Annotated in this window: 13 protein-coding genes and 4 pseudogenes; 6 read left to right on the top strand and 11 right to left on the bottom strand. The window is 53.0% G+C overall.

All coding sequences use genetic code 11. From position 1 onward, the window contains the following. The first annotated feature begins 284 nt into the window (after positions 1 to 284). Genes D3F01_RS15445 through D3F01_RS15435 form a run of 3 tightly spaced genes read left to right on the top strand, consistent with a single transcriptional unit; the run spans position 285 to position 6,907 of the window. Positions 285 to 620: a hypothetical protein gene (locus D3F01_RS15445; protein WP_097778743.1), complete on the top strand. Its 336-nt coding sequence runs from the start codon at positions 285 to 287 to the stop codon at positions 618 to 620. A gap of 25 nt (positions 621 to 645) precedes the next feature. Continuing rightward, positions 646 to 3,111, top strand: coding sequence for an MMPL family transporter (locus D3F01_RS15440; protein WP_055189758.1), 2,466 nt, complete (start codon positions 646 to 648; stop codon positions 3,109 to 3,111). Continuing rightward, positions 3,083 to 6,907, top strand: a complete 3,825-nt coding sequence (locus D3F01_RS15435; RefSeq protein WP_242889546.1) for a GLUG motif-containing protein — start codon at positions 3,083 to 3,085, stop codon at positions 6,905 to 6,907. The genes D3F01_RS15440 and D3F01_RS15435 overlap by 29 nt, the downstream gene beginning before the upstream one ends. A 99-nt stretch (positions 6,908 to 7,006) precedes the next feature. Here the strand turns inward: D3F01_RS15435 and D3F01_RS15430 are convergent, their stop codons facing one another. Beyond that, positions 7,007 to 7,894: an MATE family efflux transporter gene (locus D3F01_RS15430; RefSeq protein ID WP_347568010.1), complete on the bottom strand. Its 888-nt coding sequence runs from the start codon at positions 7,892 to 7,894 to the stop codon at positions 7,007 to 7,009. Positions 7,895 to 8,114: 220 nt separating this feature from the next. Here D3F01_RS15430 and D3F01_RS15425 point away from each other — a divergent pair. Both D3F01_RS15425 and D3F01_RS15420 read left to right on the top strand, forming a co-directional pair. Next, positions 8,115 to 8,648 (top strand): annotated as a pseudogene (locus D3F01_RS15425) (Bro-N domain-containing protein); the annotation flags it as partial. Between the two features lie 157 nt (positions 8,649 to 8,805). Next, a complete protein-coding gene (locus D3F01_RS15420) occupies positions 8,806 to 9,216 on the top strand; it encodes a hypothetical protein (protein ID WP_242700168.1) in 411 nt (136 codons plus the stop codon). Positions 9,217 to 9,302: 86 nt separating this feature from the next. Here D3F01_RS15420 and D3F01_RS15415 read toward each other — a convergent pair whose 3' ends face one another. Both D3F01_RS15415 and D3F01_RS15410 read right to left on the bottom strand, forming a co-directional pair. Further along, a complete protein-coding gene (locus D3F01_RS15415; RefSeq protein WP_242889553.1) occupies positions 9,303 to 9,485 on the bottom strand; it encodes a DUF6061 family protein in 183 nt (60 codons plus the stop codon). Between the two features lie 265 nt (positions 9,486 to 9,750). Beyond that, positions 9,751 to 9,915, bottom strand: coding sequence for a hypothetical protein (locus D3F01_RS15410; protein WP_170126654.1), 165 nt, complete (start codon positions 9,913 to 9,915; stop codon positions 9,751 to 9,753). A gap of 318 nt (positions 9,916 to 10,233) precedes the next feature. Between D3F01_RS15410 and D3F01_RS15405 the strand changes: the two genes are divergently transcribed. After that, positions 10,234 to 10,428 carry a DUF3873 family protein gene (locus tag D3F01_RS15405; RefSeq protein ID WP_005924624.1) on the top strand — a complete coding sequence of 65 codons (195 nt, stop codon included), beginning with the start codon at positions 10,234 to 10,236 and terminating at the stop codon, positions 10,426 to 10,428. A gap of 56 nt (positions 10,429 to 10,484) precedes the next feature. Here D3F01_RS15405 and D3F01_RS15400 read toward each other — a convergent pair. The 8 genes and pseudogenes from D3F01_RS15400 to D3F01_RS15365 all read right to left on the bottom strand — a co-directional run. Beyond that, a pseudogene (locus tag D3F01_RS15400) lies at positions 10,485 to 10,766 on the bottom strand (relaxase); the annotation flags it as partial. Continuing rightward, positions 10,753 to 11,421: pseudogene (mobQ, locus tag D3F01_RS15395) on the bottom strand (MobQ family relaxase); the annotation flags it as partial. The pseudogenes D3F01_RS15400 and mobQ, both read right to left, overlap by 14 nt. A gap of 269 nt (positions 11,422 to 11,690) precedes the next feature. Next, positions 11,691 to 12,014: a DUF3847 domain-containing protein gene (locus tag D3F01_RS15390; protein ID WP_242889551.1), complete on the bottom strand. Its 324-nt coding sequence runs from the start codon at positions 12,012 to 12,014 to the stop codon at positions 11,691 to 11,693. 77 nt (positions 12,015 to 12,091) lie between these two features. Then, entirely contained in the window at positions 12,092 to 12,631 is a 540-nt protein-coding gene (locus D3F01_RS15385; protein WP_242889545.1) for a hypothetical protein, read from the bottom strand. A 121-nt stretch (positions 12,632 to 12,752) separates the two neighbouring features. Continuing rightward, positions 12,753 to 13,157 carry a DUF6273 domain-containing protein gene (locus D3F01_RS15380; protein WP_242889544.1) on the bottom strand — a complete coding sequence of 135 codons (405 nt, stop codon included), beginning with the start codon at positions 13,155 to 13,157 and terminating at the stop codon, positions 12,753 to 12,755. Continuing rightward, positions 13,102 to 13,551 (bottom strand): hypothetical protein, encoded by a 450-nt coding sequence (locus tag D3F01_RS15375; RefSeq protein WP_242889543.1) that lies wholly within the window; start codon positions 13,549 to 13,551, stop codon positions 13,102 to 13,104. Before D3F01_RS15375 ends, D3F01_RS15380 begins: the two co-directional genes overlap by 56 nt. A gap of 34 nt (positions 13,552 to 13,585) precedes the next feature. Continuing rightward, on the bottom strand, positions 13,586 to 13,882 hold the full coding sequence (locus D3F01_RS15370; protein WP_242889542.1) for a hypothetical protein: 297 nt from the start codon (positions 13,880 to 13,882) through the stop codon (positions 13,586 to 13,588). 13 nt (positions 13,883 to 13,895) lie between these two features. After that, a pseudogene (locus tag D3F01_RS15365) lies at positions 13,896 to 15,380 on the bottom strand (N-domain protein, SNF2 family); the annotation flags it as partial.

Below are 15,380 nucleotides of genomic sequence, written 5' to 3'. Positions count from 1 at the left end.
GTTGAGAGTTCGTCACATTATTTGGGGTCATTTAGTGAGAAAAATGATTCTTCCACAAATTGGATAGAAAAGATCATGGAGGGTGTCGGTATTCACTAGATGGATTCTCAAGAAGCATATGCACGAAAGTTCTGCACGCGATAAGTATCTTGCCATTATGAAGCCCTACCTTCTGATGTGGCACAGTAGCAGTTGAAAACAGCTCAGGTTACCTATTGCAATTCTGACTATTTGGAATATACTTGTAAGTATCAAATTATTTCACTGTATGGGAGGAAATTATTATGGCAAGACCCAAGGGAAGCAAGAATAAGGCTCGTACTGTAAAGGCCAGCGTTGATTATGCAGCCGTCGTTGCAGAAAAGACCGCTGAAAAGGAAAAAATCGAATCTGAGGTTGCTACGCTGACTGCAAATCTCGATGATCTGAAAACGCAGCTGAAAGCCAAGAAAGCAGAATTGAAAGCCGCCACCAAGGAACTTGCCAAAGCCGAAAACAAAAAAGCTGCCGCCGAAGCAAAGGCAGCAGAAGAAGCAAAGAAGGGCGAAGCAGAAGATGTGCTGAAGAAGCTGCTTGCCAGCGGTATGACGGCTGAAGAAATCCTTGCAAAACTCCAGTAATGCAATGCCGAGAGGAGGGAACACGATGACCGAGCAGGAACAGCCCAAAAACGATTTTATGCACAAGCTCGCGCTGCAAATTGTTGAGCGGCGCAACCTTGTGTTCCTCATCGTCATTCTGGGAACCATCTTCACCATCTTCTCCCGCAGCTGGGTCAAGGTGGAAAGCGACCTGACCACCTATCTGCCCAAGACCAGCGAGACCCGCATGGGCCTGGACATTATGGAAAAAGAGTTTACCACCTACGGTTCTGCCGATGTCATGGTGGCAAACATCACGCCGGACGAGGCAGACCAGCTGAACGACGAGCTGGCGGGCCTCAGGGGCATCCAGATGATCGAGTACGATGATACCACCGCCCATTATAATAATGTATCGGCGCTGTACTCCATCACATTCGATTACCCCGAGGACGACGACCAGTGCCTGGAAACGCTGGAAAGCGTCAAGGAGTACCTGAAAGACTACGATATCTACGTTTCCACCTCGCTGGGCAATACGCAGGAGGAGACGATTGAGCGTGAAGTCAATGTCATCATGGTGTATGTTGCCATCATCATTGTGGTGGTGCTGATCTTCACCTCCCAGACCTATGCGGAAGTTCCCGTGCTGCTGCTCACTTTCGTGGTGGGCATGATCCTCAACATGGGCACCAACTTCCTGCTGGGCACCATCTCGTTCGTTTCCAACTCGGTCACGAACATTCTGCAGCTGGCCCTTTCGCTGGACTACGCCATCATCTTCTGCAACCATTTTAAAGAAGAACACGAGACCCTGCCCTTGAAAGAGGCGGTCATCGAGTCGCTGGCCAAGAGTATCCCGGAGATCAGTTCCAGCTCCCTGACCACCATCGGCGGTCTGGTGGCCATGCTGTTCATGCAGTTCAAGATCGGCCCGGATATGGCCATCTGCCTCATCAAGGCCATCCTGTTCTCCATGCTGTCGGTCTTCGTGGTCATGCCCGGCCTGCTGATGCTGTTTGGCCCTTACATGAGCAAGACCAAGCACCGCAACTTTGTGCCCAAGATCTCGTTCGTGGGCCGCTATGCTTACAAAACCCGCAAGATCGTTCCCATCGTCTTTGCAGTGGTGCTGGTGTTTGCCTACCATTTCCAGACACAGTGCCCCTACGCCTATGGCTACGGCCCGATCAAGACGCCAGTGTTGAATGAGACGCAGATCGCCGATAACATGATCGACGAAAACTTTACCAAGTCCAACCTGGTGGCTCTCGTCGTACCAAAGAACGACGATTACCGGGTGGAAGCAGCCATGATCAAAGAACTGGAAAGCCACGATGAGGTGGACCACACCCGCGGCCTTTCCAACATTGAGGCCATGGACGGCTACATGCTGGAAGACCGGCTCACTTCCCGCCAGTTCTCTGAGATGGCGGGCCTGGATTACGAGCTGGCCCAAGTGGTCTACACAGGCTACGCGTTGGAAAATGATGAGTACGGCCAGGTCATTGGCAACTTCTCCAACTACAGTGTGCCGCTCATTGATATGTTCCTCTACGTCTGTGACGAGGTCGATTCCGGCATTGTCAGCCTGGACCAGGATCAGATCAACGACCTGCATGATGCCCAGACCCAGATGCTGAGCGCAAAGGCCCAGCTGCAGGGTGCGGATTACAACCGTATTCTGGTCTACCTGAACCCCAGCCTCCAGAGCGGGGATGAAATGTATGAGTTCACGGACCAGATGCGCACCATCGCCCGGAAGTATTACCCGGACGGCGACATCTATCTGGCGGGCGACGCCACCAACGAGTACGACTTCCAGAAGTCGTTTGCCATCGACAACATCGTGGTCAGCGTGGTCTCCGTGCTGATCGTGCTGATCGTCCTGCTGTTCACGTTCCAGTCGGTGGCAATGCCCATCCTACTGATCCTCGTCATCGAGGGCGCGATCTGGGTCAACTTCTCCGTCCCCGCTTTTATCCACACGCCGCTGTACTTCATGGGCTACCTGATCGTCAGCTCCATCCAGATGGGTGCAAACATCGATTACGCCATCGTTATTGCAACCCGCTACAACGAGCTGCGGGATAAGATGGACCATAAGACAGCCATGATCGAGACGCTGAACTTTGCGTTCCCCACCATCCTCACTTCCGGCACCATCATGACGGTGGCCGGTACCCTTATCGGTCAGATGACGTCCGATGCCTGCATCGTGGGCATCGGCCAGTGCCTGGGCCGCGGTACCATCATCTCCATCTTCCTGGTGCTGTTCGTCCTGCCGCAGATCCTGCTGGTGGGTGGCAAGCTGGTGGATAAAACTTCGTTCTCCATGCATCATGTGGTGCTGCACACCAACACGGCCAGCGGCCGGGTGCGTGTCAATGGCATGGTGCAGGGCGAGGTGAACGGCTCCGTGGCCGGTACCATGAACGCCGTTGTGGATGGAAACGTACATCTTACCGTTCTTTCTGGTAAAATCTCACAGGAGGTGCAGGATGAAAACGACTCCCATGCGGACGAATGAGTCTGCGGCGGGCAGCACCCGGCTGCTGCACCGCCTGACCGCTGCGCTGCTGGCACTGGTGCTGGCGGCTTCGGCGGCGCTGCCGGTATTTGCGGCCGACACCGCGCCGACGGATACCATTTACATCAACAGTGTTTCGGACCTGCTGGCCTTTGCCGACAAATGCGGCTTTGATCAGTGGTCCAAAGGCAAGACCGTGATCCTGCAGGAAGACCTCTCGCTGGAGGATACGGAGTGGGCCCCCGTTGCGTCGTTCAGCGGCGCGTTCAAGGGCAACGGCCACACCATCTCGGATGTCAGCCTCGTGGGGGCTTATTCTCCAGCCGGCTTCTTCGGCATCCTGGAAGAGGGCGGTTCCATTCAGGACCTTACCATCAAGGGTGTGGTCAATCCCGCTGGTACCCAGAAGACCGCAGGCGGTCTGGTGGGCACCAACTACGGCACCATCATCAACTGCACGTTCTCCGGTGCTGTCCACGGCGAGGAGGCGGGCGGTCTGGTGGGCCGCAATGAGACGAGCGGAACCATCGACCACAGCACTTCCCGTGCCATGGTCAGCGGTGCGTATGCCACCGGCGGCATCGTGGGCTACAACCTCGGTGTCATCACCGGCTGCACCAATGTGGGCGCCGTCAACTCCGAGTATCAGGAGTCCGCCCTCGATATGGAGGGCCTCCCGGCCACCCTGCTGGAGCTGGTCAAGAAGGATATGGGCGATGACCTGAGCAATAACATCTCCAATGTCTCCTCGGATACCGGCGGCATTGCAGGCCGCTCCTCCGGCCTGATCCTCAGCAGTGCCAACGCGGGCGACGTGGGCTATGCCCATGTAGGCTATAACGTGGGCGGCATCGTGGGCCGGACCGATGGCCTGATCTCCGGCTGTGTCAACCAGGGCCTGGTACAGGGCCGCAAGGACGTGGGCGGCATTGCCGGCCAGGCAGAGCCCTATGTGGAGCTGGACCTGGACCAGAGCACCATCAACCGTCTGCGCACCGAGCTGGACACGCTGCACACCATGGTCAACGGCGCGGCCGATGACATGGACGGCAGCACCAGCCTCCTCAATACCGACCTCAACACCCTGAACTCTCAGATGGACACTGCCGTGCAGGCAGCCCGCCGTCTGCAGGAGCAGGGAGGCGATTACTTTGACGAAGTGGCGGACGAGGTGGACCGCACGGGAGACCTCATCTCCGATACATTTACCCGGCTGGAGCCCGTGATGGACACGGGTGTCGACGCACTGGATAAGATGACCACCGCCGTGGGCCAGCTCAAGTGGGTCACCGCGGAGATGGCGGCCGAGATGCTGACCGCCTCCACGGCACTGGCCAAGGCTTCTTCCGGCGCGCACAAGGCCAGCGACGCGCTGGATTCCAGCAAGCAGGGTCTGGAGCAGATCAGCAAGGGCCTGGACGACCTGATCGCCTCGCTGCCGGGCAAGGATGACAGCGGCCTGAGCAGCGCCATCAGCACCATTCTGGGCGGCTATTCCAGCGTGTCCGGTGACGCGGTGGACGATCACATCAAAACAGCCATCTCCCTGCTGCAGGTGGCGAATTCCGCCATGAGCATCCTCTCGTTGGGCTCCGGCATGAGCGGCCAGATGAAGCTGCTGACCACCGGCCTGGGTCTGCTGCGGAGCGCCACGCTGCTGGCCGATGACGGCCAGCTGGCTTCCGCCGGCAAGCAGATCACCCGCGCCGTGGGCAATATGGCAGGCCGGGCCACGCAGATCGGCGCGCTGCTGGGCAACACCGCCAACCTCGTTTCGGAGCAGGGCAATCCCCAGATGGCTTCTGCCCTTACCAGCATGTCCGGCGCGCTTGGCAATGTGGGCGACCAGCTGGGCAATCTGGAAGATATTCTGGATAAGCTGGGCTTCAACACCGGCAACATCAGTTCCGGCAATGCCTCCATTCAGGCGGGTCTGGATTCCCTGAGCGATGCCGCACAGGATCTGGGCAAGGCTGCGGATGATTTTGACAAGTCTCTGGATATCCTCAAGACGGATTCCGCCCTCACCAGCGCAACGCTGGGCCACATGTCCGCCAGCCTCGGCATCATGGCGGAGGGCATGAGCGGCCTGACCAGCATGACCAGCCAGGCGGCGGATATCGTCCACTGGCTGGCGGAGCAGGATCCCATCCATGTGCCGCGCCCCTCTTCCGAGATGACCGCGACCAAGGATGAACTGTTTGACGCTGTGACGAACATGACCGACCAGATGAGCACCCTCAACCGGGATATGCTCTCGGCCAGCAACACCCTCACCAGCAACCTCCGCTCCATCAACGACCAGATCAATGTGGTCTCCAACCTGCTGCTGGATGCTGTGGAAGAGATCAGCGACCCCGGCAGCAAGAACATCTTTGAAGATGAGTCCGAGAACCTGACGGCTCAGAACGAGGGCAAGATCGAGGGCTGCACCAACCGCGGCACCGTGGAAGCCGACATGAATGTGGGCGGCATCGCGGGTACCATGGCGGTGGAAAACACCCTTGACCCCGAAGACGACGATAAGGATGAGAACCGTTCGCTCCTGCGCACCGAGTACACCATCAGCGCGGTGGTGATGAACTGTGTCAACGAGGGCACCGTTACCTCCAAGAAAAAGGCGGCAGGCGGCATCTGCGGCGAGATGGATCTGGGCTACATCACGGGCTGCGAAGCTTACGGCAAAGTGGATGGCAACAACAAGGTGGGCGGCATTGCAGGCCATTCCTCCGCAAAGCTGATCTCCAACTGGGCCAAGTGTGAGCTGACTGGCAGCAAGTACATTGGCGGCATCGTGGGCCAGGGCGCGGACAGTGTCCTGACCGGCAACAGCTGCATCATCAAGGATAACCGCGCCATGGTGGAGATCCATGAGCCGGACGATGACGGGGATGACTCCGAAGTGGCCCTCTCCACGAGCAGCAGCAACACCGACGGTCAGTATTGGGGCGCCATTTCCGGCGGCCAGGATGGTACGTTCACGGGGAACCTGTTTGTCTCCGATACCCTGCGCGGCGTTGACCGCATCAGCCGTGCCGGTCAGGCAGAGCCCATTGATTACGATACCATGCGGGCACTGGAGGGCGCGCCCAAGGGCTTCCAGAAGCTGACGCTGACCTTTATGGCCGACGGCCACATCGTGGACCAGCGCACCTTTACTTACGGTGCATCGTTTACCGAGGCGGATTACCCCGAACTGCCCCAGAAAGACGGTTACCTTGCCGAGTGGAACACCCCGGTGCTGGATGACCTCCATCTGGACACCGTGGTCACGGCGCTGTACACCTCTTACACCCCGGCACTGAAGAGCATTGATGTCCGCATCAACGGCCGTCCGATCTTCTATGTGGATGGCCTGTTTGGCGGCTCCAATGCCCTGAGCGTTACCTCCCAGACGCCGTCCGGCGTGGCCAATGCCACCGAGCAGTGGCTGCTGGACTTCTCGGACGACGGGCAGGAGACCCACACTATCCGCTATCTGCCGCAGGGCAAGCAGGGCAGCGTCTATGTCCAGCAGGATGGCAAATGGATCAAAGTGCCTACCGATACCTTTGGCAGCTACATCACCTTTACGGCTGCCGGGACCGAGATCGTCATGGCCTTTGTGCCCAAGGGCATCCCGCTCTGGGAGCTCTGCGGCGGCACGGTAGCCGCGCTGCTGGTGGCAGCATTCCTCGCACGGAAGCTGATCCACAAGCGTAAGGCCCGTAAGGCCAAAAAGAACGCTGCCCCCGTGGAGGAACTGGATACGCCGATTGAATCGGACGACCAGAGCACCGAGCAGCACACCAAATAAAAACCAGCCCTTGGGCTGAAACGGAAAAGGCTCCGGGCTTGCCTCCCTGTGAAAGGGGAGTGCAGGCCCGGAGCCTTTTTTGCGTATACGGAAAACGTGTCAGACGCTCTTTTTGTAGACGATAAGGGAAACGATGGCGGAGAGCACTTCCGTGGCCCAGAACGCGTTCCAGACGCCCACAGGGCCAAACTGTCGGCAGAGCACCCAGGCCAGCAGCATGATGAAGACGATGTAGCGGCACAGGGAGATCACCAACGACTGCGTGCCCTTGCCCAGACCCTCCAGCGCGCCGGAAGAGGTGGTGGAGATGGCGGAGACCACAAAGCCCAGGCAGATGATCCGCAGAGCAACTTTTCCGGCTTCCACCGTCTCCGGGGTAGAGGTAAAGAGCCACATGAGAGGCTCCGAGGCCACCAGACAGCCAAGGGTGCCCGCTGCCATGATGGCGGCGCTCAGGATGAGGGTGATCTGGTAGAGCCGGCGTACCCGTTTGTGCTCCCCGGCACCGTAGTTGTAGCTGATGAGGGGACGCATTCCCTGCACGATGCCGTTGGCGGGCAGGTAGAGGAATGTCTGTAGTTTGTAGTAGATGCCCAGCACCACCACATAGCTGCCTGAGAACGCGGCCAGCAGGCTGTTGAGGAACGTGACCAGCAGAGAGGGAAGCGCCAGGTTGAGGATGGCCGGGATGCCGATGGAGTAGAGCCGGGTGTCCAGCTCTTTGTCCAGCTTCAGGCAGGCGCGGCGCAGCCGGACGGGCAGCTCCGTGGAAGCATACACCACGAGGTAGATACCAGTGCTCAGTGCCTGGCCGATACCGGTGGCCAGCGCCGCGCCTGCAATGCCCATGGCAGGGAACGGCCCGATGCCAAAGATGAGCAGCGGGTCCAGGATAATGTTGCCCACACAGCCCACGATGAGGGCTACCATGGTCACTTTCATCCGGCCCACGGACTGGAAGATCTTCTCAAAAGCCAGGGAGGCCATGTTGACCGTGGCAAAGCCAAACACGATGTAGGAATATGACATCATCAAGCAGAATGTGGACGGCATCCTACGGACAACACCGGGAAAGGAGCAGATGCAGGAACGGTAAATCTGCACAAAATATTGTTCGGATTTTTGAATCCCAAACGCTTAGACCGGGTGGCGTTTCCGCCCGAAATCATGTAAAATAGACTTAGACAACGAAAGCGAGGAACCCTCTATGGCAGAAGTGAACGATAACAGCTCTATCCAGCTTTTTGAAGATCAGAAAATCCGTACTGCATGGGATGCAGAAAAGGAAGAATGGTATTTTTCTATTGTGGATGTGGTTGCGGTTTTAACCGAGCAAAAGGATAGTCGAAGTGCTGCTAAATATTGGAGCGTTCTGAAAGTTAGACTGAAAAACGAAGGCAGTGAACTGACTACAAATTGTAGTCAGTTGAAAATGAAGGCAGCAGATGGCAAACGTCGTCTTACGGATGTTGCCAATACGGAGCAGCTTTTACGTATCATTCAGTCGATTCCTTCCAAAAAGGCTGAGCCGTTCAAGGCATGGCTGGCAATGGTAGGCAAGGAACGCATCGAGGAAACCATCGACCCGGAGCAGGCCATCGACCGCGCGCTTGATACCTATTTGAAGAAAGGCTACTCCGAAGAATGGATTCATCAGCGGCTTTTGGCAATCCGCATCCGAAATGAGCTGACGGATGAATGGAAGAAGCGCGGAGTGCAAAAGGGTAAGGAGTACGCTATTCAATAAATGTTACCAATTATAGAGTTGCAGAAGATGACGAACTCGGATTGGAAGGCAAGATGCCAACTGTCGAAATAGTATCGAAGTAAGCAGCCAAGCTGTTTTATAATGAAACACAAAGATGTTGGTACACATTGGAATAGGATTCAAAAGCCGTATGAAGAACACAGCATCAAAAAAGAAAACTTGTCTCGGATTTTTGCTGATCGTATTTTTAGCATATGTGGTGTGCTATCTTCTTTCTCAAACAGTGTTTCATGAAGTCTACTTGTTTGAATGGACAGCAGCCCATTATTATTTGTGTTTATGGGTTGCATCTGTTGCTTTCTGTTTTCTGGAAATGTATAGAGCAGCTCTTATCACAACAGCTGGAAACTGGACAGGAATTTTGATCGGACAAGTGTTGGGCGATTTTATTATCAAAATAAACGCCACAAAAATCACGCCGGATATGTATATAGGAAAAGTATGGCAGCTCAAGGCACACTACGGAGTTTTGATTTGGCTACTCGTTTTCCTACTTTCGTTTATTATCGGAATGATTGTTGAAAAGAAAAATCATTGTTAAAATGCGTAGTTAATAATAGACAGCCCTCTATTTGCAAGTCGCAAGTAGATGGCTGTTTTGTCTGCTTTGGATATTTTAATTAAAGGTTAGTCTTCCATTCTACCGTGGTCACAACCAAGTGAGAGATAGTGCTCAATCTCACCAATCAGCACAAGCTGGGCGTACTCCAAAGGATTATTATACAGCAGCGCGTCCAGTTTTGCCCGCTGTGTGGGGCATGGCAGTACTTGCTCATCAAAGATCAACGCGGTCGTCCACTGTATTTCAATACAGAAGCAGACGACCGCATTGACTTTTTTACGAGATGAGGTCTCTTTTTTCTCTCTTAAGTCACCTAACCGCACTACCTTGCATCACAGGCATTGACGATGATATCCACGTCGGAGCGGTTCATCAGGTCTTTCAGGATGCCAAACTGCTTTTTGGTACCAGCAGACACCAGATTTTCATTATCTATCTTTTTGTATTAAGGTCTACAGCAATCTAATCCCACATTAAAACGAGAAAATGCTTAATTGTTCTCCTCAAAGTTCTCTACCTGTTCCATGACCTTTTTGAGAACTTCGGGGCTGTACTGCGGGGGATATCACGCTTTTCAAAGAACGAGCCGGAGTTGCGCGCAGCGCGCAGATAATCCCGGCAGTTAAACAAAATCTGATCAAGGTTGAGAGCTTTTTCTTCAGCCTTCGTCTTTGCCATGGCTTTTTTCTCCAATCTGAAAATTACAAATTGCGGACAAAAAGGACGCATTGTTGTGGCAAGCAGTGCATTCGTGCGCACAAATGCAAATTTTGCGTTGCAAAATGCTTGTTGGGAAATCCCAAACCCTTTCTGATCTGCACCGTTCCGGTGCAGGCTGCGCGTTCTTTCCGAACGTTATTGAATGTGTCAATGCACACTCTCTCCGAAAATCCGGGGCGCTTTTTGGTGCAAGCGTCAATGGCATAATTCCTAAGTTCATGATAGAATAGGTGCGTTGTGTGCCTGACACATGAAAACGGAAAGGACGATGCAGAAATGGAGCAGCTTTATCTGATGCCCGGTGAGGAACGCTACACAAAGTTTCGGGATGAGAACGGTGTGCCCAAAATCCGTTACACCTACTGCTCCCTGCACGGCAAGCTGTTCAATTGCGTGTGCCGCTCAACAGATGAAGCCCAACGGCTGTGTGAAGATTGGCTCGTAACGCAGGATCGCTGCTACATAAACTAAAAAAGTCGCCGAGGATTCCGCCCCATGAAAGGGTTAGAATCCTCGGCGACTTTCGTTTATCGGGTCTGCTGCTTTTCCTGTGCGTCTTTTTCTTCTGCGAAGAACAATTCAATATTTTTCTGTGCCTTTACCAACTCCTGCATTTCTTCTCGTGCCTTGCGATAGTCCGGGTAGCGTACTTTCTTTTCTGTCAGCAGCTTGGAATATTCCGCATCCAACTCCTTGACCTTAGGGAGTTTTTTCAAGTTGGCTTCATCAAACGCCGCTTTCGCTGCCTTGTGCAACGTGATCTCCGTGCGGTGCGTTTCCAGAAAGCGCTTGCTGTATGCCCTGCCGCTCAAAGGAGCGCAGGTCAACACGTTCCGGTCTGCCAGCAGCTTCCAGATAGCGGTTGGTAATGGTTTCCCAGCTATGCCGCCAGACCTCAGCGTACTTCTGGTCGTTCCAGTCCACGGTATTTTCCTTGTGGCACTTCCAGTTCCCGGAAGGGAGTCGGATGCGCTCGCCGTTTTCGTCAAGGTCGTATACCTTTCGGGCTTTCGGGAGCCACCTGCCGTGTTCGTCCATTGCCCGGAGCGTTAGCAGAATGTGGGCGTGTGGGTTACCATCTCCCTTGTCGTGGATGGCAAAGTCAGCAATCATGCCTTTGGCAACAAACTGTTCCTGACAAAATTCTTTTATCATGGAAAGATACTGCTCTTTCGGGACTTCCACCGGAAACGCCAGCACGATGCGCCGGGCAAGCTGGGAATTCCACTGGTTCTCCACGGCTTCCACGGCATTCCAGAGGGTTGCCCGGTCTGCATATCCGGGCGACGCATGGGGCGGCAGCATGATCTCGGCGTGGACAAGTTCTTTCTTCTTGTTGTAGAATTTCGTTTTCTGGTCGTACTCGCTGAACAGCCGTTCGCCGCTCTGGTAAGCGGCCCCGGCAACAGCGGACTGCCCTTGGCTGCGCTTAACGATGGTAATTTTGAAATGCGGACACGGAATAGGCATCACCTCCAAACAAAAAGACCGCCCAGCAAGATTGCTCTTGATGAACGGTCTGGAATCGTATTCGGTTTTGCTCGCCGCCTTGGAACGGAGTGCCATGCGCTTCGGTCTCAGGCGGGAGCCGCAAAAGGATAGCTGCAAAGCAGCGCAAGGAAAATGCAGTTTTCCTTGGGATGGAATCGGGCTGGCGCACAAACGCCAGCTTCGATTTCATCGAGCCGTCTGCAAGACCGCAATTTCACCGGAACGGTGTATAATTGCGCCCTTTATTCTAAAGGGTTTTGAACGTTGCTGCGTTCGTGAACGTCATGCACCATCTTTGCAAGCGCCAGCACAACTTCCGGTTGACGGAACGAGATCTTCAAAAGCTCCATCACCTGATCATCGGTCAGTTCTCCCGGACAGACCAGAAAGCTTTCCAGCATTCCGGCACGAGTGCAAAGGCGATGCACACGCTCTCTCCGGTTCAGCTCTGACATCTGGCGTTCAAGGATTTTCTCCCGGTGCTGACAAGAGCGCAGCTTTTGCTCTGCTTTGGTTTTTTCGTTGCGGAGATAGGCTAGGTCTGTTTTCGGTTGGGTCAATGGCATCACGCTCCTTGTTTGTACATTCCAGATGAAAAAAGCAGCTCAAACATTGCGTCCGAGCTGCTTTTCATGGGGTTAAATTATGGTCTGATTCTCATTTTTGTGCGAATGGCATCTTTCTTTTTTAAGGCCTTCACTTGACTGTCAATAAAACGTGCATATCGCATACCTGCCTCGACTTCCTCCCGGATGCTTTCGTTCAGACAAGCAGCATTTTTATTGAACAATCCATGGATTACCTCGTTACGGTACTTTAACCACTGGTCAATGTGATCTAACGTGTTCAAAAATCCATCCATATCCAGACACTTTTGATATTCGCTTCTTAAAACATCCAGATATGTACCTGATACAATGGAGTCACTGCTGATTGCCCAGTTTAGTGTTGCTCGGATCATTTTCTCCTTGCAGGAGATATTATCGAACGTTAGTTTTTTGTTTTCGGCAGCTTCATCAGAGCCAAAATACAATCTGCGAAGATCGCCCTTTGTTTTACTGACATTCAGTCGCCGTGCATCTGGCTGGCGAAACGCACCGATGTGATACAAAAAGGAACGCATTCGGTCTTCCATCATTGCATAGACAATGAGCATCGCTTCAAAATAGAATTCATGTTCCAAGGCTACTTTGTATTTTCCAAGCTGCTCCCGATAGGTTGTCTGCTTATCCAGATTATTATAAACCGATGCAATCCGTTTATCTCCGGTTTTCGTTTTTTACCACCCCCTCATATTGGCACATTCAGCTATTCAGGCTGATCCACATTGCAGGACGAACACCAGTACAGAAATCAAAATCCGAGCCTGATTCTATAGCAATATCATCTATATAATATGCTATCTTCTGATTGTTTTGCCCCGGAGTTCTAAGCCACCAAGACTTTGATACATGATCCAAGTAACTTAATTTATACCGCGCCCAATCTGTCATTTCGCATGAGCCGTCACCACAAGGCCCATTCTTGCCAAAATAAGTTTCAGCTTCCGAGATACTTAGCAAGAATATTTTGTCTTGCGTATTAGACCCTGCAGGCGTATTATATTTCGGGTTCTTTTCAGCAGTTACCGTAACTGTTTGGATATGCGATTTTTCAGATGCTGTAAATGCCTTTCTGAATCTCGTTGATTGTAGCAGCTTCTGCTTCATAGATGCTGCGCTGCAAACTGTCAGCGTACTGTAGGGCAGATTTGTAGTTATCATCGTCATAAATGGAAGTGAACTGGGCGCGATTGACAGTCGGGACACGCTTGTGGGAGGCAGGGTCTTCTACATATTCGATACCATATCGGCAGAGCACCAAAGACCAGTAAGCTTCTGCATCTGTGTTATCCTCATTCAGGATCTTTTCATAGATGCCCATGGCCTTGTCAAACTCGTTATTTCTACGGAAATGGTTTGCACGGTCATACAAATTTGCACGACGCTCATCATCGAGCTTCGGCAAGGTTTGTTGTGTGCCGCAGTATTCGCAGGTGGCAATGGTTTCATTTGGCTCTATTTCCAAGGTGCCACCACACATTTTACATTTGAATGTTGACATTTGATTGAAATCCTTCCTATTATTGGGTCAATGATCACGATTTGAACATTTTGCAGCTGCGACTTCTTTCAGCAAGCAAATCCGTGATTTCATTTGCAATGCAAACAATTTTATCCGGTTCATTTTGGTTTACGGCGTCTGTTAGATCTGAAAATTTCAAATCTATTTCATTCTCCAGAGGAGCAAGTGCCGTACTGCTCACAGGATCGGAATAGCGCACTGCTTCATATACTTTTTTGATGGCAGATTTGGCACCTTCATCTGTTGAGGACTTCAGAAGCCCTTCCGCATCTGCGGTCAGAGAGCGAATGAATGTGGTATTTTGATTCAATCGTTCTTCTATATCAGTTACTATATCTGCGGTGGTAGCGGTCTTTATAATTGCAATCGCATTGAAGGCTAATGTTGCTGCACACAGAATTGTACCAGCCCAGTAAGGCATAGTGGGCATTCAGAGTGGAAGCGCGGGCGGCGGCATACTCCTCTTCGGTGAGCAACCCTTTCAGTTGGGTGTACTCGGCAGACCAGTTTTCCTTGTTGGGGTCAAAGACATCTGCAAGACCGCCCCAGCCTACATACTGCGAAAGCACCTGCTGCTCCTCGGCGGTGGCACCGCGATGCTCCTGCTCCAAAGTGCGCAAGGTCTGGATGGCTTCAATATTGCGGGCGAATTTCTGCTTGGGGCCTCCGACACCCAAATTATCATCCGTGATGTGAAAATTTCCTGCGGCTTCCGGTATCGGTTCAGCGTTCAGGGCTTCGTCTGCGGCAGCAGCATCCGGAAAGGTCTGCCACTCGCCATTGACCTCCACAGAGATAGGCAACTTGTCCAGTTCCTCATCAGGTGTAGGTTCATCCCGCCGCAGACCGTCCTCGAATTGCTGCTTGTTGAGTACCTCGTTATCCCACGACTGCCCATGCGCGCTGGTGTCGATGCGCACATCGGTTTCGCCAACATAGCCGATTTTGCCTTCGATGGTTCGGGTGGGAAGGTCAACAACAACTTCGTCACCGACCTTGTAATCAACAGCCTTTTCAGGAGAAACGTCAATAATTTCATCCTGCTGCTGTTCATACAGTTCCCGGATATTGGGCAACCGTTCAACCCGGAAGATGGGCTGTCCGCTGTTGGTCAAGTCCATGTCCTGCAAGCTGACGGATTTGAACATGAAGTTGACGTGATCCACACGGAAATCCCGGCCATCTAGCTTGACGATGATGCCGATCGGCAGATAATCTTCCTCTCGCAGATATTTTGTCTGATGGTGGGTACCATCTCCGCCCTGTCCGGCTAGATAGATGCTGTTGCCCTCGGCCCACAGCTTCTGCGATTTTGCTACCCACTCTCTGCGCAAAAAGCCGGTCACTTTGACTTTTCCCAGCGCATTTTCCTGTGACAGCAAATTAGAGCGAAAAACTTCCTTTACAGTGATTGCATCTTTGTCATAGAACAGAAAATATCCGCCCAGTTCAAAGCCAATCAGGGTATTGGGGTACTGCTCTTTCAGAGCATTGTATTCGGCAGCGGCATCACCATCCAGCATTGGGAGCTGTCGTTCCGCTTCCTGCACGGCGGCACGATGCTCTTTTTCCTTATCGGTCAGGTAGCGGTCGGACTGGATCATCAGGTCGATATACTTTTCCACCTGCGTCCAGCTTAACGTGAATTTCTTGTGCTCGGGGTAATGGTCAAATTCCATTCCCTTCCCGTCATGATTTACAAAACCGCTGCTGCCATCCAGAAAATCCTGCGAATGTCCGCCGATGCCGTACTCTTTCGCCAATGCTTTAGCGCGGAGTTTGCGGTCGGGCTGTGTCTGGTACAGTTC

This window comes from Faecalibacterium sp. BCRC 81149, assembly GCF_022750605.1.
GTDB classification, from domain to species: domain Bacteria; phylum Bacillota; class Clostridia; order Oscillospirales; family Ruminococcaceae; genus Faecalibacterium; species Faecalibacterium duncaniae.
This window is presented reverse-complemented; position numbering and strand designations above follow the sequence as displayed.